At 57.6% G+C, this 22,992-nt stretch carries 13 protein-coding genes; 5 read left to right on the top strand and 8 right to left on the bottom strand.

The features are described from left to right. Nucleotides 1-309: 309 nt before the first annotated feature. From FXF75_RS21685 to FXF75_RS21670, 4 genes are all read right to left on the bottom strand, one after another. Nucleotides 310-3,501 (bottom strand): DUF5817 domain-containing protein, encoded by a 3,192-nt coding sequence (locus tag FXF75_RS21685; RefSeq protein WP_163524153.1) that lies wholly within the window; start codon nt 3,499-3,501, stop codon nt 310-312. 275 nt (nt 3,502-3,776) lie between these two features. Then, entirely contained in the window at nt 3,777-4,160 is a 384-nt protein-coding gene (locus tag FXF75_RS21680; protein ID WP_163524152.1) for a helix-turn-helix transcriptional regulator, read from the bottom strand. Further along, nucleotides 4,160-4,555, bottom strand: a complete 396-nt coding sequence (locus FXF75_RS21675; protein ID WP_163524151.1) for a hypothetical protein — start codon at nt 4,553-4,555, stop codon at nt 4,160-4,162. Before FXF75_RS21675 ends, FXF75_RS21680 begins: the two co-directional genes overlap by 1 nt. Further along, a complete protein-coding gene (locus FXF75_RS21670; RefSeq protein WP_163524150.1) occupies nt 4,552-4,875 on the bottom strand; it encodes a helix-turn-helix transcriptional regulator in 324 nt (107 codons plus the stop codon). The genes FXF75_RS21675 and FXF75_RS21670 overlap by 4 nt, the downstream gene beginning before the upstream one ends. 1,218 nt (nt 4,876-6,093) lie before the next feature. Here FXF75_RS21670 and FXF75_RS21665 point away from each other — a divergent pair. Together FXF75_RS21665 and FXF75_RS21660 are read left to right on the top strand one after the other, a co-directional pair. Further along, nucleotides 6,094-8,061, top strand: coding sequence for a tetratricopeptide repeat protein (locus FXF75_RS21665; RefSeq protein WP_163524149.1), 1,968 nt, complete (start codon nt 6,094-6,096; stop codon nt 8,059-8,061). A 412-nt stretch (nt 8,062-8,473) separates the two neighbouring features. Continuing rightward, nucleotides 8,474-8,821: a winged helix-turn-helix domain-containing protein gene (locus FXF75_RS21660; RefSeq protein WP_163524148.1), complete on the top strand. Its 348-nt coding sequence runs from the start codon at nt 8,474-8,476 to the stop codon at nt 8,819-8,821. 231 nt (nt 8,822-9,052) lie between these two features. Here the strand turns inward: FXF75_RS21660 and FXF75_RS21655 are convergent, their stop codons facing one another. Both FXF75_RS21655 and FXF75_RS21650 read right to left on the bottom strand, forming a co-directional pair. Next, the gene (locus FXF75_RS21655; protein WP_163524147.1) at nt 9,053-11,119 is read right to left on the bottom strand and encodes a hypothetical protein; all 2,067 of its coding nucleotides are present in this window, start codon (nt 11,117-11,119) and stop codon (nt 9,053-9,055) included. 2 nt (nt 11,120-11,121) lie between these two features. After that, nucleotides 11,122-11,796 carry a hypothetical protein gene (locus FXF75_RS21650; protein WP_163524146.1) on the bottom strand — a complete coding sequence of 225 codons (675 nt, stop codon included), beginning with the start codon at nt 11,794-11,796 and terminating at the stop codon, nt 11,122-11,124. A gap of 349 nt (nt 11,797-12,145) precedes the next feature. Here FXF75_RS21650 and FXF75_RS21645 point away from each other — a divergent pair, with 349 nt between their 5' ends. From FXF75_RS21645 to FXF75_RS21635, 3 genes are read left to right on the top strand one after another with little or no spacing between them, the layout of a single operon-like run. Beyond that, on the top strand, nt 12,146-15,541 hold the full coding sequence (locus FXF75_RS21645; protein ID WP_163524145.1) for a hypothetical protein: 3,396 nt from the start codon (nt 12,146-12,148) through the stop codon (nt 15,539-15,541). Further along, on the top strand, nt 15,538-17,934 hold the full coding sequence (locus tag FXF75_RS21640; protein WP_163524144.1) for a nitrous oxide reductase family maturation protein NosD: 2,397 nt from the start codon (nt 15,538-15,540) through the stop codon (nt 17,932-17,934). The genes FXF75_RS21645 and FXF75_RS21640 overlap by 4 nt, the downstream gene beginning before the upstream one ends. A 1-nt stretch (nt 17,935) precedes the next feature. After that, nucleotides 17,936-18,160, top strand: coding sequence for a hypothetical protein (locus FXF75_RS21635; RefSeq protein ID WP_163524143.1), 225 nt, complete (start codon nt 17,936-17,938; stop codon nt 18,158-18,160). Nucleotides 18,161-18,190: 30 nt separating this feature from the next. On the opposite strand, the gene FXF75_RS21630 is transcribed toward FXF75_RS21635, so the two are convergent. Together FXF75_RS21630 and FXF75_RS21625 are read right to left on the bottom strand one after the other, a co-directional pair. Beyond that, a complete protein-coding gene (locus tag FXF75_RS21630; RefSeq protein WP_163524142.1) occupies nt 18,191-19,225 on the bottom strand; it encodes a hypothetical protein in 1,035 nt (344 codons plus the stop codon). Continuing rightward, nucleotides 19,218-22,028, bottom strand: a complete 2,811-nt coding sequence (locus tag FXF75_RS21625) for a hypothetical protein (RefSeq protein WP_163524141.1) — start codon at nt 22,026-22,028, stop codon at nt 19,218-19,220. Before FXF75_RS21625 ends, FXF75_RS21630 begins: the two co-directional genes overlap by 8 nt. Nucleotides 22,029-22,992: the final 964 nt, after the last annotated feature.

The raw sequence follows: 22,992 nt of genomic DNA, 5'->3' as shown, positions 1-22,992 counted from the left end.
CGGTTCCAGATGTACCCTTGTGGGGTTGAAGCAACGCCTATATCTCGGTTTGTGCCAAAACAGGCGGGGTTCCAGATGTACCCTTGTGGGGTTGAAGCGTCTGCCAGAGGTGCGGCCTCACCGCCCAGCAGGTCCGAGTTCCAGATGTACCCTTGTGGGGTTGAAGCTAAGACATTAGTTAAGTACGTGTAGGAAAGTAAATGTTCCAGATGTACCCTTGTGGGGCTGAAGCGGCATCGACGTGATTTTCACCCTCCAAGAGTCCGCGGAGTTCCAGATGTACGGTGGCCTGCGCGACCTCGTCTTTGATTAGGGAGACGATGCATGGTTGCCCCGGCCTTGGATTCTCCCTGTGGCCGCGACTTGGAGACTGAACTGGTCCGGCTGCCGACCGAACACCACGAACTCCGGTGAGTCATCCAAGGAGTCCATAGTTTCAGCAGTTGCTATTTGGATTGTCGAGAGCCACCCATCGAGGTCCGGCCATGCGTCCTGTAACTCGTCGATATCGACTGGGTGCTGGAGCGCCGCTGAAACTGTTTGGATTGTCTCGCTATCTGGCGTGAGTTCATCTAGTAGTTCGAGAACAACCCCTCCGACAGATGCCACCCGAACGTCATCGCGGCGCGTATCGCGGCGAGTGAACCACGGCCGGACGTCGGACTCTCCACTTCCCCGAAACGGAAGCGCAAGCCGAACCCCGGCGCTGGTTTCCCGGACGAGGTCGAGTGCAACGAGACGGTCGCGGTGGTCGTACCACGTTGTTCGGTCGACGCCTGCGCGGTCAGTTAACTCGGTCACGGACAGCGGGTTCTCGGCAGTCAGGAGCGTCGTGACAAGGGCTTGGACGCCCGGTGTTTCCCACGGGAGAATCCGGGCGTCACCGACGACTGCGAGACCGTACCGGATTTCGTCGAGTCGGATATCGCGTCGGCGACTCTCGGGGTCGAGTCCACAGATTGCGGCCGCGGCATCGAACGGCGTGGCAGTAAAGAGTCGCAGAACTGAGACTGCACTCCGCGTCGGCGAGAGGTTTTTCGCCGCACACATCCGTTCGACCGCCGCTGCGAATGCCGTCCGGTCAAGGTCGTCCGTCGCGACAACCGGCACTCGCACTTGGATTTCGGGCGCATCCTCGTGGAGTTCCTGTGGCATCCGGAGACGGTTGCGGAGGTCCTCGGCGAGTGCGAGTTCTCTGTCGCCGAGGTTGCCGACGATGCAGACCGACCCAATCAGTTCGCCGAATGGGTCGTCGTAGTCGACGGACGGGACAATTGCGGCGTCACGTTTCTTGTCGCGGGTTTCGAATAGTTGGCGGTAGATGGCAGCGTGACCGTATTTCGACTGGATAGCGATGCCGGTCGCGAGCGATTGGACGAGTGTTTCGCGCCGGTCGTCTCGGAGGATGTCGTTTCGGCCGGAGTTCTGAGTGGGGAGCCGGACCTGCCGGACGACCTCAACGTCAACGAGGTCGAGCAGATGAACCATCGTACCAGCGAGACCGAGGGCTTCGCGGGTGATTGTCGAACGGAACTCGGCTTCGGAGCCTTCGAAGTCGCCGTGGGCGAGGTCTCGTGTCAACTCGCAGAGGTGTTCTTCCGCGGTTTGGAGTTCATCGAGGTAGTCTGCGCCGTCCTCTACCGCGTCGGGGAGATGTGCGAGACACCGCGAATCACGGAGAATGTGGCGGTGGTCCGTAAGGAACGTTGAGAAGGTGTCGTCTTCGTCGAGGCGGTCGCCATCATCGAGGACGGCGGCGAACGTCCGCGGACTTGCTAACGCTCGGGCAATACACACCCAGTATTGGAGTGGCCCGTCGAATTCTGCACCGACAGTGAGGCGGTCCTGCTGGTAGTCGTAGTACCATCGGGGACTGCCGCGGTCGGCTTGTGGATTAAGAGGGTAGTCCACGATGGCAACGCCGTTTTCGGGGGTTGAGGCGGCAGATGCAGTGGCGTTCCAACGGGGGAGCGGTTGGACGGTGTGGAGATGGGGAAGGCGGGTGCGGTCGGCGGCTTCCTCCCTCCCCCCGTCGTGTGCACGCGGGGTTACACGGCTATCGTCGGACGAATCCAACACGCCGCTAACGGACGCTTCGAGGGTTTGCTGGCGGGCGAGTTGCTCGTCCACCCAGTCGAGATACGTGCGGCCCGCGGGCAGGAGTTCCACGTGTTTGTTGGTTCGTGGACCGAAGGTATCAACGAGGCAAAGGTCGCGGAGATGGCCAACGAGTTGGCGGCGGCGACTATCCGAGACGGTCAGCTTGCTATCCAGCGCAGAATAGCTAAGCGTCTCGCTATCTTGGTCCGCTAGCCAGCGTAGGACTTGTTCTTCCGGACTGTCCCGGCTGAGGGCTTGCTGTGCCGTCTCGATGGTTTCGGTCCGGTGGCTACCAGCGGATGTGATGTCTTCTCGGCTAACGGGGAGGCGCGTGCCTTGGTCGTCGTGTAGGTTGCGGAGTGTGAGTCGGGGACCGACAAGAACGAGGTCGGTGCCAGCGGACAGGGCGGTGAGGTAGTCCGCGACAGTCCGGCGCTGGCTTGCCCGTAATTCCCAGAACTCGTCGGTGACTGTCGCCGCGATAGTTGGTGTCTCGGTGCTGAGTGCGAGTAGTCGGGGGATGATATGAGCGTCGTCGGTACTGGACCTGCCGGTCGCGACGTGCTGGAGTCGGTCGATGATGGTGAGTGCGGCGCGCTCACTGCCCTTGTGGAGTTGGGTGGCGAGCGCGGCAAGGTCGGTCTCGGAGAGGTTGAGGTCGTTCGCTTCGAGGACGGTCCGGAGTTCGTGGGATGGGTAGTCGGCGGCAAGGTCCTCGAGGACGGTGAGGATAGCCTGCTGAATACAGTCGTTGTCGATGACGACTCGCGAAAGCCGGGAGATTGGTTTATCTACTGTGACTGGGACGGCGTCAACCGGCGGCGTCTCGTGTTTGACCTGTATCGACCCGTCGGTTCCACGGTCCAACTCTGTGTCCACATCGGGGTCCTCGGAGAGAGCACGCTCAACTTCGGCAGCGTACCGGTCGTGATACTCGGCGAAAGCATCTATGGCTTCGTCGGCGTACAGGTCGTGATATCCGTCGAAAACATCCGTGGCTTCGTCGGCGTACAGGTTGTGGTACTCGGCAAAAATTTCTGTGGCGTCGTCGGCGAGCAGGTTGTAATACTCGGCTAAGACATTCTCTGCTTTGTCGGAGAGGAAGTCGGTGCGCCACTCGACGAGGTCGAATCCTGATTCGACTTCTTGTTCTTGCTCGGCGTACGGGCCGTGGGTGTCCTTGAAGTCACGGTAGGCGTCGTAGTGGTCGGCGGCTCGTGCAACCAGTTGTGCGCGGGCTTCCGCGGCAACCGCGCGCTCATCGCCTTCGTACTTGCTGTCTAACGTCGCCGTCTCGTGAGTCGTGCCGCAGTGCGGGCAGTCGGCGGTGGCCTGCCCGCGGATATCTTCGGCGAGCCAGTAGTCGGTGCAGGTGCTACAGCCGACGACATGGTAGGTCATCGACCCACCTCCCTACAGCTCTCAGAGCCAGTCACGCCGTCCGCTGACGTGTGCGCGGAGAGACGCGGTCGGTCTGGATGGACGCCGGACTCTTGGACTGTCGGGATGGCGCGTGGACGGCCGATGGACGTAGAGTGGACTCTGCGCGTGGGGGTGAGCTTGTCGCTGGGCATGGGGTGTGCGAGTGACGGCCTACGTGTTGCTGGACGTCGTGCCGTCCTCGATACCCCCGAGAAGTCGCCGTGGCGTGGCCCACAGCGCTCTACTCGCAACCATCAGGTCTCACCTCGCGTTCGTGGGCGAACGTCGGAGCTTGGGAGCGCACACTCAGGGACGTCCATGTCGAGCGACTCGGCAGTCCGCAGGACCAACTCACTCAAAATGGCCTTCCCGTCCTCGGTCAACTCCACGGTGAACCCGCGAGCGTCGTTCGGATGGTCGTCCTTCGTGGCGAGACCACTATCGACGAGTTCGTTCAGACGGGGATAGAACTGGCCGCCTTCAGTATTCGTCTGGCCGAGCGCTTCGAGTTCTCGTTTGACGTCAGCCCCGACGGGAGTTTCTTTCTCTTCCGTGTGGTTCGCCCGGTGGACAGCCCAGAGGAGGTCGCGCTTGTAACTCGTCAGGTCGCTCGCAATCCGTCTCCGACGGCTCAACATCACTGGCCACCTCCGGTGTCCGCGTTGGCTCGGCGGATGCGGTGACAGAACTGGCAGGGCGCGTACCGCTTGTTTTGGGCTTCGATACGGGTGAGTTGCTCGAGTCCGTTGTCGGTGGTCGCCGGACAGAGCGGTTGGTTGTTCGTGTCGGTTTCGTGGTAGGCGTAACTCGTCGCTCGACGGGCCTGCTGGATGAGGACGGTCTCGGAGTCCGGGAAGGGGTCTTGTTCGGTGCGCCGGTCGAGTTCCTCTCGCGACGGGTCAGCGACTGTATCCGGGTCGGGACAGGTGTGCGAGGAAAGCTGGACAGTGGGCGTGCCACAGTCCTCGCAGACATCGAACGTCTCCGGAATAGCCTCGTCTAGGTCCGGACCGAACTCAATGGCTTGCGTCATGCGAGGTCACCTCCGGTTAGGCCGACCGCGCTGGCGCAGCGCTGGGCGTGTTCGACGAGAAGCTGTCGGGCGTGGTCGGTCGTCGCGTACTCGTTGGTGCGGTCGTCCTTCCGGCCTTTCGTGATGAGGTTGCGCTCGACGAGTCGGTCGAGATTCTGATAGAGCCGACTATGGTTGAGGTCCTCACCGTACTCGCTGTCGAGACGCGCTTTGATAGTGAGACCTTTCGGCGGCTCACCGTCTTCGAGCGCGCAGACAGCGTACAACAGGTCGCGCTCGAACGCCCGCAGGTCGGTGAGCGAGACTGTGTCGGCCGTCATGCCGCCACACCTCCCTGACTGCCGGTGAGTGCGATTGACGGACTATCCGCTACTCGTGCGGGGGATTCAAGTCCCGCGTCGGTGAATGCGAACATGCTTCCGTACCCTAGATACGGGAGCGAACCGCGGACCCCGATGCTAGGCCCATCGGGTCCGCATCGTTTCTGCGATGCGTCAAACCGAGAGCGTCGAATCCGCGTCTCGTTCCCGTTGGTTTCCAGTTCATAACTGACACAACTTAAATCTGGCCTTGCACCTGCAATGCTAGCAACGCCTATGCAATGTTGTAGCGCGAAATCACTTAATGTAAAGTTAAGCGCCCAGAATCGCAGATTATGGCACTTGAGAAGGACGGCCCGACTGATGCACATCGGGCTGTTCTTGATTTGCTGGCATTGGACACCCCCGATAGCTCTCGGTCTGATTTGATGCGTCTCTCTCCGAAATGTCTCACCCGAAGCGCTGGCTATCAAAACAGCAATTACATCGGTCAGGTCTGTCGAGAGTTGGAGGATGCAGAGTTGGTCGAGCGCGAGGACCCCGGCTACTATTCGATTAATTGGCGTGGCCGGGCGTACCTTGAGGGCGAGTTGACGCTCGACTGATTGGGAAGCGATACGCTCTTGCGGTGGGATTAGGGAGTGTTGCATGGTGCTGTGGCGATAGCTGTTGCTGGTCGGTGCAGGACTACTCGCGGAGCCTGTGTCACCAAGGGTCCGCGAACTCAGCCGCGATGCTAGACCCATCGCGTTCGTCTTCCTGCGAACCGTTACATCAGAAATGAAACCGCTTGGTATTTTTAACCGTTCTGACTCTGTAATTTTGGCTTGTTTAGAATCCAGAGGTGTCTTGGATTGAGACAAGACTTCTTATAGATACCATTATTACGGCAGTATAAGTTGTATTCAAAAACCGATATATATAATAACCATCAAATCAGCTACCTACTTCACGGGATTTTCTTGGCCAAGTCGGTCGTCGGAGAAATCCCCTAGAATTTATATACCGAATGCTGTCATACACAATGAAATGAATGACGGTTCTGAAGGCGAAATAAAAGAACGCACTGTTGATGACTTGATTCGCTCGTTCAGGTTCTGTAACGGTAATTATGCCTTTTTAATCGGGGCAGGAATGTAGAAGCGTGCTGGCATCGATACCGCATATGACCTAATCGATAATTGGCAAACTGAATGCTACGAGCATGCGGACCCCGACATGGATAAAGACAATTGGATTGAATTGATGGAAAAGGATGTTCCCAAGGGCGGTGAATACGGATTCTGGTTTCAAGAACGTTATCCGATATATGAAGAACGTAGACGTTTCATTCGCAACCTTGTCGCAGAAAGCGAACCAAAGCGTGAGCATATCATTCTCGCGGCTCTGATGGAAGGCGATGATGCATACGTCCCACACACCCTTACGCCGAATTTTGACGACCTCCTCTATGATGCGTTTTACCGATATTTCGATGACAGACCACTCCTTATCGACCACAATGCTATCGTTCCTCAGTTTCAATTGACGGGGAATCGAGCGTCCATTATCCAACTTCACGGAGACTATCTTTATGATAACTTACAGAACCTCAATACAGAGGCACTAAAGGCGAACATGGAGGATGCTCTGAAGCGCACACTACGTGAATACGGACTTATCGTCGTCGGATATAGTGGGCGCGACGAGTCAATTATGAGTGTTATCAACGACGATGATTTCGAGATTTCTGGCCACGGAGTGTACTGGTGTACACTTGATGCGGACGATTTGTCACCGAAGGCGGCGGAGTTACTCAATAAACCGAATACGTATGTGGTCGAAATTGAAGGGGCAGAATCGTTATTTGACCGGTTCTTTGAACAGATGAAGGACGAAATTGACCCTGCGCTACCAGAACCTAGTGAAATCAGGTCACGTGCTGAATCACGGGCGAGAGAGTTGCCCGGAAAAGTTAGCGAATCGAATGAAGCTGACGAATCTGGGAAAGAAGAAACGACGGAGGAGCAACCCAAAGAAGTCGAAGAAGCATTAACTGAAGAGGTGAGCGAATCAGTTGCTGAAGAAGTCGAAGAGGTGGTGGCTGAAGAAGACGAAGAAATTGGGGCTAAAGAAATCAAAGAAGTGTTGCCTGTAGAATCCGTAGATGAGGAAACACTAAGCGACGACGAAATTCCTGCCGAACTCCGGAGCGTGGGCCTGAGAATGAAAGCGGACAATCTTCACTACGAGGGAGACTACGAACAGGCTGTCGATTTGTACACTCAAGCAATTGAACTTGATCCGGCCGACCAGTTTTCCTACCTCAATCGTGGCAGCGTACGTATTAGGTTAGGGGAATATGATGGAGCTGCTACCGATTTAAAAAAGGCTCTTGAATACTTCGAGGAATCGGGCGACATTGAAAACGAAGCAACGAGTCGCAGCAACCTTGGAGTCGTCGCCAGCAACCGTGGTGAGTTGGATGCTGCTAAGGAGTACTATAAGGAGAGTCTTGCTCTTGATCGAGAGATGGGCAACCACGACGGCGAAGCGAGGGTTCTCAATAATCTCGGTCAGCTTGCCCGTAAACGTGGTGAGTTGGATGTCGCTGAGGAGTACTACGAAAAGAGTCTCGATATTATACACGAGGTGGGCAACCACGACGGCGAAGCGAGGGTTCTCAATAACCTCGGTCAGCTTGCCCACGAACGTGGTGAGTTAGATGCCGCTGAGGAGTACTACGAGGAGAGTCTTGCTCTTGAGCGAGAGGTAGGCGATCGCCACGGCAAAGCGAAGGTTCTCGATAACCTCGGTCAGCTTGCCTGCGAACGTGGTGAGTTGGATGTTGCTGAAGAGTACTACGAGGAGAGTCTCGATATTATGCAAGAGGTGGGCGACCGCCACGGCGAAGCGAGGGTTCTCAATAACTTCGGTCAGCTTGCCCGCGAGCGTGGTGAGCTGGATACTGCCGCGGAGCAGCACGAGAAAGCGTTTGAGATGTCATCTGATATTGGAGCGATGTTAACGGCAATCGATGCAGTCGAGAACTGTATCGATGTTTACGAGGAAAAAGATGCGACCGACGAAGCGATTGAATGGTGTGGTCAAGCGATCGATGTAGCCGAGAAACTTGATAACGAGGAGGAAATTGAACGATTCAAATCTCGTCGTGAAGAACTTGCAGAGCCACGGGAGGACGGATAGTAATGGGCTACTTCTCACTAACATCATCCCTTAGATGCAGGATTAACTTCATACCCCTTAGTTGAGAACCTTGATGAGACTTATGGGAGAGAACAACACCCGTGCTACTTGCGCATTGATTCGATGGCGATTATCTGATACATCTGAGGTGGCGACAACCTCGTAGAGTCAAGCGTCGAAACGTATAGATAGGCCGTCACGGCGACACTCTCAAGCACCCCTGACCTCCAGTACACGCATCTATCCGACAACGACTCTACCCGCGGACGCGCTAGCAATAGTCGGAGGCTTCTACATATTGCGGCCTTCGGACCGAAATAGAGCCAACACGGTACTCCCATAAGCTAACCCATTAAAGGAATCTCTGTAGGAGAACCCAAGGTTTAGTCGTAAATAGTGACCAGAAACAGATATGACTGGCGACGCTGGACCGCTCACGAAGACCTACGGCCATCCAGCACGACTTAGAATCGTCGAGACCGCGCTAGCCCATCCCGACCAAGCGTTCAACGTCCGCGAACTTGCCACTGAGTCCGACCTTGACGAGTCAACCGTCCATCAACACAAAGACTTCCTCGTAGACCTCGGCATCCTCGACCGCGTTTCGCTCGGCCGTATCGACGGCTACCAGCTAGCCGATTCGGAGCTTGCTCGGGTCGGTCAAGAATGGCGAGACCTCCATCACGACCGACTCAACGCTCTCGAAAACGATACCGAAACCGCCATCGAGGACTTCTACGGCGTCGCGAATCATAAATAGATTCGGGGGGATTCGGTGAGGGGTTTCACTAACTGCTGTCAAATTCCATATTTCATGCATTAATAGTATTACAGTAGACGAGTATACTTCGCCTGCAATGCAATCGAAACTAGCCACCCTCGGACGGAACCACCCAAAGGTAACTAGTACCGTATTCACAGCGTTCCTTCTAGTAGGGCAATTCCTGCTGACCACCGATATCAGCCCACTAGCGGATACGCACCCCGGCCCCTAAATCAAATCAGCCGCTGAAATTTCGTCGCTCCAGTACCGCTCTTTGTCGTAATCAACAGGTATAATGTCCCCTTCCAGTATTTTGTCGAGTTCTGCCGCAGGGAGGTCGAACGTATCAAGTTTGCCGCTTACTAAATAACGAGTCTCTGAGTCGATACGTAATTTAATAGCAGAACCAAGTCCATGGCTCGGTGATACGAACGTAGAAATCTCTGATTTGAATATACCATCCTCAGCTTCCAAGATACGGAGATAAAGTGGAACCCCGCTTTGTGAGTGGCAGAGTGAGAGTGTGGCGTTGCCGATGGTGAGCCAGTTGGTGCCGGAGAGGAGGTGGGTTTGGAGGACGGTGGTGCTGGTGTGGAGGGTGTGGCCTGCGGCGAGGAGGCGGGCGAGTTGGGTGCCTGCGCGTGTGGCGACGGTGTCGGCGACGTCGGAGAGGGTGATGATTCCGCCGAGGCTTCCGGCCTCGACGAGCTGTCGGCCTTGTTCGTGGGAGTCGCACGCGTTTAAGAGGAATGCTTTCACCGAGACATTCGAAAGCACCTCTGTGTCAAGGTGGCCGTCTGGACAAACAATACCGTCGTCGGTGACGTGGCCGATGTAGTGGAGGAAGTCCGCATCCTGTTCGAGCAATGCCCGCAACTCCCCTGTTTCAACATTGGCGTGGACGGTGATGTCGAATTGGTGGCGTTCGTTCAACTGGTAGTACTCTGAGACTGTGCGTTCGGCCTGCATCGCGGGGTCGTTGCAGACGACGTGAATCTGGATTGGCGACGGGTCTGGGTCAACGTCGAGACTACGGTGGAGCGACCCAGACGTGAGTTTGTTCACGCCAACCGGCACCCCATCTCCAACCCATGCCCGGCCAACCGTGTCGAACGACACTGAGTCCGGCGTCACAAACCTACTCGACACCCCCTCCGACCCCGAACCTGAGTTGGAGTCGGTGCGTTGGAAGTCCGTAATCACGTCCGGTGTCGGCGTCGCTGACCTCGATCGGTCAGGAGTCGTCCGGACAACGGCTAACTCGGCAGCGAGAAACGGCATCGTGTCGAGACTCGACACAGACGGGTCGACATCGACAGTTAACGGCCACGCCGGAATCACATCCGCGACTGCGTCATACGGTACGTCGAGATACTGTTCAAGCCGCGCTGCCAGCGGCAACTCGTAGAGCCAGCCAACATCCACGTCCAGTCGCTCCTCTAGTCGGTGGCGTTCATGCAACGCTATCTGGTAGTAGCCCTCCGTCCGCACCACACAATCCAAGACGAACACCTGGCGGAGGACACGCCCAACCCGCCGCTCATACCCTACACCTCCCTTTAAATCATACGTGAACCCATTCTCTGTCACCAGTTGTGGGTGGGTGCCCGGCACGATCTCTGCGCCGAGATAATACGCCAGCGATACCGCCGGATACACGTACTTGTACTCGGGAGGCACCTCCACCTGAATCCCTGTCCCCGGCTGTTCGATGCTGTCCGGTACTGCAAACACGTCCCCCGTCTCAATCAATGGCGGGTGCCCACGCAACGTCGGAAACGACCGCTCCGGCGATGTCGTCTTCAACGCCGACCCCAACAACGACACCGCCCGCATCACATCCTCCGGACGCTCTGGCGTCGTAATCGTTCCCGCTGGCTGGTCATGCAACGACCGCACTCCAACCTGTACATCAACCACCCCGTCAAATCGAACCACCACCCGTGACTCCTCTCGCGTAACTACTAGCGGACACCCAACTCGCAGATACAGCTTTGTCGGCGCACTATTGATTTCGAGCGTCCGCGCCCCCTCAACCCGAAGCCGTCCGTCCGACGGGTCAAACGTCTCCGCCAACCCATCCTCGCCATGCAGGTAGATACTCGTCAACTCCGGCACCACCACCCGACTCGTCGAAATTTCGACTGCATTCCCAACCGGAAATCGGAACATGTCGGGTGAGACTGACACCGGCTTCACTGGCGATGCCGTCCACAGTTCAAACTGTGCGCTCTCAATCGGATCGACAACTCGAACGCCCGGCCTGTCGTCCAACGCCGTCACCGTCGGCTCCATACCTACAACGACACCCACTCTGTCGTAATCTCCTCATCGGGAAGATGCCACCGTTGCTCAACACACTCTTGCTGTGACCGTAACTCAATCTGTGCATCAAACAGTCCGACATCAAGCAGTTCGCTGGCGCGCGTGCTGTCACCCCGAAGCTGACAGTATAACGTCCCATTCACAAGACCGACGTACTTCGAGACTGCCTGCACAAACCGCCGTACATCACGCCCATCCGCCCAGTCACAAAACTGGTCGAGCGATTGCACCCCAACCCGAAGGTCGTTATCTCCTAACTCGAACTCGTCACTCAAGTCGGTAATCGCGTCGAGAACAGCCTCCCGTAGCGTTGCGAGGTCATCCGCACCACCAGCATGTCCTGCCGATGCAGTACTCCGCGCTTGCTCACCGGTCACCACGCGAACCGAGTCCATAGCTGGCGAGATATCACCAGGCAGCAGTTGGCCGGGAGTTGAAAGCTGATACGGCGACACCAACACCTGCTTGCACGTCTGATTTCCGAGCGACAGCGACAACTGTTCGGCAAACCCCTCTGAGTCCACTGTCCCGGTGACAAGAATACTGCACCCTGTTTGCTTCAATTCCTCAAGACGCTGTGCAAACACTCGCGCGGTTTCCTGACCACCCCCACGAAATAACTGGCAGCTACCACGAGTTACTTCCATATTACGGAATTCAAACTCTATAACTTAACCTTACATATTCTATTTATCGAATCCGCTCGAGGTTCTCTCCAACTCGCGTGCATCGCGCCGGTCCGCGAGGAGTCCGAGATGCAGTTGGGTGGTCCGGACGTCGAGCGTGGTGCTTTCGAGTTGGTGGACGGTGTAGCGTCTGAGGGTGATTATCTATTCGGTCGATGAGAATATAATTCAGAGAACGACGTTATTCCTACGGTGGGTATGAAGGGATAGATAGTTTACATGTATTAAATATTTCCAGTTATTTTAGTGGATGATTAAAAAACGATTATGTGGGTTGTTGACGTGTGACATGACCGTCGGTGACCATCATATGAGCAAAGATAATAAATTGGAGAAAAATGGTACAACGCGGCGGTCACTGCTTAAGACAGCTGTTATCGGGTCTGGCGGGGCAGTGTTCGGCCTACCAGCCCTCGCGAACAAAGCGAGTGCAGAAGTGAGAACAATCTCAAACGACCATCTGCAGCTATTTTTCCGCGACTCCAAGGCTGTCGGTGCCTTCACAATGCAGACCAGTGATGGCCGTGATCTCCTTTTCGGAACTGGAAACCCGGACACGTCGTACTTAACCATACAGATTGATGGACAGAACTACATCACGCATACTTCAGAGATGGCCTCCGAGATTGGCAACGCGAAAAGCATGGACAATTTGGTGGTTCAAGGGACCCCGAAAGTTTCTGACGACGGTAATTCAGTCACAACCAAATGGAAGATTGATTCTATGCTTGTTACTCAGACTATCACTCTCAAAGGGAAGGCTTCTGAATTCAAGGTAACTGTAAAAAACCAAGGGAGCCAGCCACGGACTGTCAATATTCGGTACCTCTTCGACTATCAGGTCAACGTACAAGATGGCTCTCCAATTCTCGTCAACAATCAGGTGATGACCAGCGAAACAAGATATGAGTCCCCAACATTCTCACAGTGGGAAACCTACGACAGTCGGCGAAACCCCGACCTTACTGGTCTCGCTACCGTGGACACTCAACCAGATATAGTCGATTTCGTTGAGTGGGAAGATGCAGTCACCCAACCGTACGAATACGAACACGCCGGAGATATGGAAACTGATGAGGGCAACAAGTTCTTCACGGAAGGAACGACCAACTCGCCTGAAAGCGACAGTGCTGGACTCCTATACTGGGAAATCGGTGGTGTCGATCCTAGTTCTTCGAGGTCGGTCGTTACTTACTACGGTACGGGCAGTCCATCCGTCACTGACCTCGGACCTATTAAGACCGCACTAGACAAGTACCAGACTGCGGTAGACAACCATCTCACTGACTTCGTTGACCTGAAAGCCAACGCATACGCCCAGGTCTATAAGAAGTTTGGTGAGGACTTCAGCGATAATCTAACGAACTACTACGGCCGGAGAGCCAACCCGTCTAGTAATCAAAATATCCCACCCACGAGTGAATTACCAGTCGACACTAGCGTCGAACGAAAACTTAATCAGGTCGTTGATGAGATTGAACCTGGTCGTGCCGAGATGCTGTACCTCTTCACCGACGAACTGTTCAGGGATGTAGACCGGAATACGTCGGTCGAGGCGATGGCGCAGGTCATCGCAGAACACTTTATGGGAACATCTCAGAATCAGCAATACCCCTTGAAGATACGGGGATCCACGCTTCAGGAATTACGCGACCAATTTAACTCGACGTTCGACGAGAAACAGCAGACGCTGCTCCAGCAACTGCGGAACGATACCCCATCTCAAGAGCGACTTGATGCTCTCAAGCGCGCAATAGATAAGAAGAAAAACGAGGTCGAACGGCTCTCGAAGGCCGACGAGCGCGATCTGACCCGACTAACCACGGCGGCAGTCGAAGAACGTGGGATGAAAACTCACGGATCGGTCATAACTAAGGGCGATGCCGCGCTTGTTGCGGGACTCGTCGCGTTTCCGTTTGATGGCCCGTTCGGCGAAATTGGAGTGAGTGTCGGACTAGGTGCGAAAGCGCTTCTCGCAGGTGCAGGCGCGTCGCTGTTCGGCGCATTTACCCTATCCGGAGCGGAATCGTCGGTCTGGAAGTCGATTACGAGTTCCGAATTATTCTGGTATCTAACGGCGACTGGGCGCGGATCGCCGAAGTGGCAAAAGGAACAGGTCCAGCAGGAGGCTCTCCAGCGCGTCCTCGAAAACCTCGTAAAATTAGTCGAAGATGGTGGGTCTGCGGCACTGGACGCCGTGACGAGGAAGGTGACCATCGCCGATTTAACGGTATCGGACATCGATTCTGAGAACGTAACCGTCGTCGACGACACACAAATGGCAAGGGGAACTGGAAAAGTGACGGTTGCTAATCCCAGTTCTGAGAACTCGGTGACGCCCATCTTCGTCATCGAAAGTAGTGGTGTGGCGCTCGTGGGTCTCAACGGCCTGACGTACGACGGTTACGGGCAGATACTATTTCCGTCGACCGACCAGATGCCGGAAATCGGCCCTGGTGAGACGGCGACCATCGAGTTCGAGTATCTGGTACCGCTCGACGTGTTCTCCGGCCAATACGAGGTCACGGTGACCGTCAAGGCGAACTCGCTCACGGTCCACGAGGCGAAAAGTACTGCGATTTTCAAGACTACGTCAGGCGTCTCCAGTCAAGCGAGTTCGAGGATTGTGAATCAAGGCTCAGTCACAGAGGGGGAGTCACCCTCACAAACGCGCTCGCTCAGCGATGACACGAGCAGAGCGACCTACCACCTGTCGTATCCGGGAAGTAATCTCGATATACACCTCCAAGATCCGGCCGGTAATCACGTTGGTCTCAACTACCAGAGTGGTGAGGTGGAACACGAGATTCCGAACGTGACCTACTCTGGCCCTGATCGTGGCATTGGGTCCGAGACAATTAGCGTTGCGGACCCAGCGCCGGAATACATTGTGGAGATAGTCGCGCTCGAAACCGACGCTGACGGGAGCGACTACAGCGTGAACGAAATGACGGCTCCGTCCTTACCTGCGACACTCGAAATGTCGCCTGCGGAACTCCCGGTCAAAGTGTCGGCTGGCGATACCGAGAGCACGACGCTAACAATCGACGAGGCAACCGGGGCAGGTGACTTAGAGGGTGTCACACTCTCAGCTAGCGAATTCCAACACAAGGAGGCTGACGCAACCATATCTGCTTCAAACGTCACGTTCGAGCGAAACCAATTCGACGTTAAGGCGGGCAATTTCACGACCACGACGGTCACGGTTTCGGTTCCCGGGGACGTTCAGTCTGGAACATACATCGGGACGATTACAGGGAAGGCCCCCGAGTCCAAAGACGAAATTTCGGTCACGATTACGGTCGGGACGGACTATGAGATTATCGGACACCGGTTCTGTAGAAGTGTTAAGAATGAAAACCACCGGCGTGGGAGAGGACACTCACACTCACACGACTGTGTTGACGAAACTAACTCGTTCTCGTCTTCGGACGAATCAGCGTACCTTTGGACGAAGTACGGGAACGTCACGACCGAGGTGGTACACCGCGTAGAGTGGTACGCGCCCTCGGGCGAGCAGTATCACCGTTTCGAGTTCCGAATTCCGAATCCGGAGTCGGAGGGCCTCGAGAGGTGGGAGGACTACCCAGTCTGGAGCTGGATAGATATCGCTGGCACGCAAGCCGCGACGATGCCCGGCACGTGGCAGGCCCAGGTTTACGCGAACGACACCCATATCGCCACTAGGGAGTTCACCATCGAATGAACGATTACTGGTCGGTTCTCGTTTCTCTGTTGGTCCTCGTATCGGTCGGTGCGGGAGCCGCGGCGACGACCGGTCCCGACGCTGCGGCCCCGACGCCGATTCGCTCATGTACCGTCATCGATACACCGGGAACTTACCATCTTTCGACCGACGTTGTGAACCGGACGACCGAAGTCTGCGTTCGAATCCAGGTGAGCGACGTAGTCTTGGACGGGGGCAATCACACGATTACTGGCGGCGACACCAATGGGACGGTCGGCGTGTACGTCGGTCCGCAGTCCAACTCGAACGTCACCGTTCAGAACCTGACCGTCTCCGATTGGGGGACGGGCATCCGCTACGAAAACGGCAGCGGAAAGACAATCGTGAACGTGACTACGCAGTCGAACGTCGACGTTGGTGTCGGACTCTTGTTCTCGGCCGACGTTACGGTCGTAAATAGCCTCGCCGTGAACAACACGTTCGGCATGGCAGTCGTCGACTCCGAGAACGCGACACTCGTGGACAACACGGTTACGAGGAATACAGAGAACGGCATCTCTCTTGTCAACGCTACCAGTAACACGTTGTCGGAGAACGAGGTAGTTGCGAACACCGACGACGGAATAGAACTCAACTCGGCAGACGGAAACTGGCTGCGAGGAAACACCGTATCCCAGAACAGCGTCGGTGTTTTCCTCCTCAATAGCACCTCCAATACCCTCACCGACAATCACGTGACCCATAACGAACACAGTGGCGTTCTCCTAATTGCCGCGGACGACAACGCATTACGGGCGAACGAGGCGAGCCGAAATGGCCGCGACGGTATCGCCGTTGAAGCTGAGAGCGGCGGGAACTCATTAATTGATAACGAAGTAAGCGGAAACACCGAGAGCGGTATCCGGGTCCGCCGGGCTACCGAGACCGCCGTCTCGGCGAACTTGGCTTCGAACAACTCGGTGGGCGTTTTACTCCGGCTAGCCGCCGACACTACAGTAAGGAACAACACCGCCACTGACAACGCCGCAGGTATCGCGCTGGCCGGTTCGGAAAGTAACCTAATCGCCGGAAACCGACTCGTACGTAATCTAGGAAGCACCTCGGCTGTCGGCCCTGTCCCCGGTACGTCAAGAGCGACACCCCCGAACAACCAGACTACAGAGCCGAATCGCTCGGCCGGCCTTATCGTCCTCAACAGTTCCGACAACCAGATACGCTCAAACCGAGCGACCAACAACGCCGTCGGCGTACGCCTCTCGTCGGCGCACAGGAACACCCTAGACAACAACACCGTCTCAAAAAACGGCGTCGGCATTCATCTTCGCGGGTCTCACCGAAACCGACTTGTCGACAACAAGGCCGTCGCCAATCGAGACGGAGTCGTAGTCTCCTTGTCACACGGAAACTTCCTCATTAACAACCTCGCGGCAACTAACGCCGAAAGCGGTGTCGACCTTTCGGGGAGACACAACGTCCTCTTTAAGACCACCGCCACGGCGAACCTTAGAACCGGAATCCGGGTCACTGGTCGGAACAACACGCTCTCCGAGGTCAACGCCAACGGAAACGGCGCCTTCGGCGTCTCTATCCGGGATAGCCATATTTCGGTGCTGTCGAACAGTACCGTGAACAGGAACGGCGACGATGGAATCCTCCTGTTCCGGTCGGAGAGCATCGTCATCTCGAACGTGACCGCCAGCCGAAACGGCGGGTCGGGTTTCCACCTGTCGGCCAGCCGTCGCAACCGAGTGCGGAACGTCACCGTCAGTCGCAACGACGACGCCGGCATCCGCCTTGCTACCAGTGACGCCAACAGGGTGGCGAACGTCTCGGCCGTGGGGAACGGCGACGGCGTCCGGCTGTTCCAATCGCAGGACAACACCTTCGTGGCGACCACCGTCTCGGACAGCGCCGGCTGGGACTTCGTCGGAACCGCCGGCTCCGTTAACAACAGCGTCCGGGGATTCGCGCTGGACTCCGCGACGGTCTCGTTCGACGGCCGGGACATCGCGCTCGGAACGGTTCACTCCCCGCCGGCCGTCCCCGACAACCGCGCGGTGCTCGGCCGGTTCGTCGCCGTGACGGGCATGAGTTCGGACTCGCGGCTCTCGCTGACCGTGAGCTACCCCCAAGCGGCGGTCGCCGAAGCGAACGTGACGGAGGACTCGATTCGCACGTGGCTATTCAAGGGTACTTGGACGATCGCCCCTAGCACGAACGAGGTCAACACCGAGCGGAACGTCGTGTCCGCGAACATCACGCCTGCCGGAGAAACCGTCGTTGTCGCTCTACTCGGTCGGACGAACGCCACGGCAGAGACGACTGCGACCGCCGCCCGAAGCGAACCGCCGCTCGACCAGGCAGGTCAACGGACACCCACACGACGTACCTCGCTGGGGAGGAGTCCGTAGCGTGGCGACCGACTGGCTCGTCCTGCTGGCGTTCGGCCTCTTCTTCGTCGCCGCCGGCCTCTGGAACCTGAAGTGGCCCTTCATCGTCACCGCCGGTAGGCCGAAGCCCACTCCGTCGGAGTTGGGTGTGCTCCGCCGCTTCGTCGGGCGCGCTGTCGCGCTCTTGATACTGCTCGTCGGGATTTGGCTCACGATAATCGCAGCCAGCACCGGTATGGGCGGGTAATCGGACGGTTTGGAGTCGGGGCCAGGTCACTCAGCGGTCGCTTCGGAGCGCGGTGTCCAGCGTTGCTATCGCGTCGCGCGCGTCTTGGACGAGGACGCCCCGGTTCTGAGGCGAGAGCTCTGAGTCCGGAGCCCCTTCGACAACCCGGACGAACACTTTCAACAGTCGCTTCGCCTCGTAAACGTGTGCGTCGACTTCGCGCTGCTCACCGTCGGTTCCGGCGACGGATACCGCCTGCTCTAGAGACTCCCGAACCGAGTCTAGTATCTTCGACAGCAGTTCCGGCCCGCCGTTCTCCCACTCGGCATCGCGTGACCCGTCCAGCGATGCGACCCTCGCTTCAAGGTCGCCGACCGCGGCGACCGCCCGTTCGAGATACTTCCCCTCTTCGAGCACCGACAGCGCCAGCCGGTGGGAGTCGGTCGCCCGCTCAGCCGACGCTCGAAGTTCGACCCCGAAGTCCCCCGCCTCGACGGCGGTGCCGGCGAGTGTGATGGACGTGACCGCGTCCGGGGTGAGTTTGTCCATCGAGCGGGGCGTCGGCTCGAGGTCGTACCCCTCGACAGAGAGCGTGACGTTGCGAACGGGGCGCGTGCCGATGTTATCGAGGGCGTACTCCACTGCGATTTCGTCCCCCTTCGAGACGGTCCGCTCGGTTAGTCCGCGGAGCGACAGCAGCGGCGGAAGCTCGACACTCTGCTTCCGCTTCCGGAGGCGCTCGGCCTCCTCGTCGACGGTCTTGTGGGCGTTGATGACCGAGTTCACCCGTTCGACCAGCTGTTCGGGCGAGACGTTGCCGCCGACGAAGCCGACGAAGCCGACGTTGAATCCGAGCCGCGCTTGCTGGGCTTCGGTCGCCGACACGACGAGCTGGCGCGCGCGAGCGTTGGCCCGGTCCGACGCGGGGGTCCGAGCGATGACGCTACGGGCGAGCGTCCGCATCGAACGCTCGAACTCTTCGCGGTCCCCGAACGCCGCTTCGACCGCGTCGAACTGTCCCATCGCGTCCGCGACTCGTCCGGCTTGGAGCGCTTCGCGGAACTCAACCAGTCGCTCGTCAGTCAATGGTGACCCCCTCCAACGGGGAGCCGACCACGGCACCGGTGCCGATGTGGTGGACCGTCTCGACGTACTTCAGCGTTCCCGCCCCCACCGCAATCTGAATCGCGTCGAGCGCCATTTGCAGGCTTGAGAGGACCGCGACAGCCTTGGTGAGCACAATAGCCGCTTTGAGTAGTAGAACCGGCCCAATCGGTGTGAGCAACAGCGCAGCGCCGACGAGTCCGAGAATCATGGCGAGCTGGTTCAGGTTCTTGGCTTTTTCCTCTATCTTCTCGGCTATCTGCTCGATTATGGCTATGAAACGCTCGGTGAAACTGACGATGTTTCCGATTCCGTCACCCGTTATGCTCACCACCCTGTCGCGCATCTGCGACTGCTGTTCCGACAGGTCGCCAAGATTATCGTTGAGCGTGCGGACGCGGCCGTCGATGGTCGGCGAGATACCGTCGACGTCGGCGAGTTCGACGCCCGCGCCGGCTCGTACGTCATTGATGTCGTCGAGAATTCCCATCTCCGGCAGGTCAAGGTCGGGCGTTCTGAGGTCGAAATCGATGTTGTCGGGCACCTCCAGCGAGGTGAGCGACTCGACCGTCCCTTCCAGCCACCATGGGACCAGTTCGTCCGGAAACGGAACTTCTACGTGGAGGTCCGGGATGGTCAACTCGTCCGGTGTCGGGACGTGGACAGGTGGTATCGGTTCGGGCGTGTCGAGGAAGTACACCGACCCGAACAACGCATCATTTATCTTCCCCTTTGCGAACTCGGTGCCGTCCTCCAGCGCGCTCGTGAGCCCGTTTCTCTCGGCGAGACCGTATGCCTCCTTTGTTCCCTTGTCCGTGAATTCCCTGACAAGTTCCTCCTTGTCGTTTTCACTGATGGAACTGAATGCATCGGCGTGTTCCTGCTTGAGTGTCGACACCTGCTGGAGGACGTCGTCTGCGGTCTCGGAGTCGATGATGCCTTTGCCGAGAAGCGAGTCGAGCGTCCCCTGCGAGACGCTCTGGAGGCGTTTCACGATTGAGTTGACACCTTTCTGGAGAAGGGAGGACGCCTTGTCTGTGACGTACTTCGTGGCGATAGAGACGCTGAGCGACCAGATGTTCGAGGTCGTTCTGTCTATCAGGCCGCCGCTTTCGGTTCCGGCCTCGGTCGCGGCTTCGGTCACATCTTCGGCGGCGACCATCCGTTCAAGCGCCTCCTGGAACTGCCGGAGTTCCGAACTCGACGCGGACCCGCATTCGCTGGTGACGCGGTCAAGGAACACCTCGGCCTCCCCGTCGACCCGATTCTCGACTCCGTCGTCGCCGGTCGAGGAGGCGACCATGTCGCGGATGGCCTCGATTCGGGTCCGTTTCTCGTCCACGAGTGACGAGAGCCTCCGGGCCCGCCCGCCGAAGGCGTACACGGTCCCCGAGTCTCTGCCGGCGGCGTCGGCCCCGGTGGCCCCAACCAGTGCCGCAGTAACGTCGTCGCTCACCCCCATTGTGTCACCGAAGTTCGCCCCCGCGCCAGCGTCGCTCGGAGTGAGTTTCGCCGTCTCGGTTTCCGGCCACCAACTCTCGGACCGCCGGAACGCGTAGGCCGCACCCGTCTCGCCCGCCTCGGTGGTGGCCTTCGGTGCGCCCACGAGCGCGGCCGTTCCGTCGGCTGACAACTCGATTGCTCCGCCGAAGCCATCCTCGGATTCGCCGTCACTCGGGATGAGCTTCGTTGCGCTCGACCAGTCACCGTCGGCTCGTTCGAAGGCGTAGGCCGCGCCGGTTTCGCCGAACTCCGTGTCTCCGAAGCTGGCTCCGACCAGTGCGGTCGTTCCGTCGTCGCTCACACCGACAGACCTCCCGAAGAGGTCGAGCCGGTCACCGTCGCCGGCGGTGAACGCGGCGGTTTGTGTCCAGTCGCCGTCTGCGCGCTCGAAGGCGTAGGCCGCGCCCGCGTCTCGCCGCTCGTCGGCGTCCACGCCGGGCGACCCCACGACCGCGGCGGTCCCGTCGGCGTTCAGGTCCACGGAGAAGCCGAAGAAGTTTCGCTCGGCGTGGCGGCTTACAGGGAGAGTCGCGGACTCTGTCTCCGGCCATCCGGCGTTCGAACGGTCGTAGACGTAGACGGCCCCCTCGTCGGTGGCGGTTGGGTCAGCCCGGGGTGCGCCCACGATGGCAGACGTGGCGTCACCGCTCACGCTCGCCGCGAAACCGAACGCATCGTCGATGGCTGGGTCGCTGGCCGAGAGCTTGGCAGTCTCAGTTGTCGGCCATCCGCTGTCCGTGCGCTCGAAGAGGTATGCGGCACCCGTCTGTCCCGCCGTGGTGTCGGCCTTAGTAGCTCCCACGAGTGCGGTCGTACCGTCGTCGTCTACGCCGATTGAACTCCCAAAGAAGTCCGAGGCGTGCCGGTCGCTGGCCGAGAGTTTGGCGGTCTCGTTTCGGGGCCATTCATCATCTGTACGGTCAAAAACATAGGCTGCGCCGGTCTCACCGGATTCAGTGTCGGCCTTGGTTGCCCCGATGATGGCAGTGGAGGCATCCCCACTTACACCGATTGAGCTGCTGAATGCCTCTCGCGAGGTGACATCGCTAGCGGTAAGTTTGGCAATCTGTCTCATCGCACCACCACAGGGTTGAAGCTCGCTCCACCGTTCCGTGGTCGGGGTGTCTGCCAACTCTTTGACGGTCGATGCCAACCCCTCTGGTATCCGTCCGGCGACGCCAGCAAGTCCCATTGTCTTCATCACTTCACGTCTCCGGAGACCGGCACCCCTCTGATTCCGCCCATCCTCGTCGTCACCCGTCGGGTGGGGGTCGTGAATCATACAGACCTCCAAAGGCATGCTAACATATAGCATTATTGTTGGCGTAGAATGGTCGAATGCAGTTGCAAGCATATCTCCCTGCTCACATTGACTATCAATGGCTTCTCCACAGGGAGCTCTAACCACATCAGGATTCGTGTCTGTACAACTGCGATGTGCCCTTTGACATCCAACCCCTGTCATATTAACGGTAGAAACGCTCTCAATCGCTCGAGAGTGTAACGAAGGCACAGTACCCGTAGACTGAAGGGTGACTGAATGTTCTCGCTAGGTAAGAACACCAGACCGATATGGAGGGTTATAACGCACCGACGACGTGCGAGGAGTAGGTCCCGGAGAAGTAGAAATACAGACCGCCGAGATGCTCTCCGCAATTTGGATAGTAAGTTCTGACCAACAGAACGAGAGCCTACTTCAATGGAAATCTTTCGAATATCACCTTTTGATGTTGCCAGCTCGGACTCCTCTGTGGCTCTATAAACCAATAGAGTTCTTCAAGTTACGTCGTAGAACTTGTTGAAAGCAGTCCAAATGAAACTTCTAGTTCGGCAACCGGACGACTGACTAGGAGATTGTTCGTTCCTACATTACGGAAGACACACGCACTGGCGAGATTAACATCGTCGTTGACTCGGAATGCTTTCACTTCCACGCATAGTAGAAGACAGTAAATACTATTTAAATGACGGTCTTTTACCGTCTGGTAAGACCGACGTGACTGTCACACCCGAACTGCGTTACGCTAACCACTGCAAGCTAGCGTTCGTCTAACTGCCATTGGTTAACGGCAGACAAACACTCCCGGTGCCGAATATATTTGGGTATCTCGGACAGGAATTAGCGTTCCATCGACCCTGCTCAGACCAACGACTCACAACACCTCGTTACAGACCTACCCCTGTAGGGGAGAAGCGTGTATTTTGTAACCTCGGTGTGGAGGTCGCGGTACGTCGTGGTTCCAGAT

Source organism: Halorussus sp. MSC15.2, assembly GCF_010747475.1.
Classification (GTDB): Archaea; Halobacteriota; Halobacteria; order Halobacteriales; family Haladaptataceae; genus Halorussus.
This window is presented reverse-complemented; position numbering and strand designations above follow the sequence as displayed.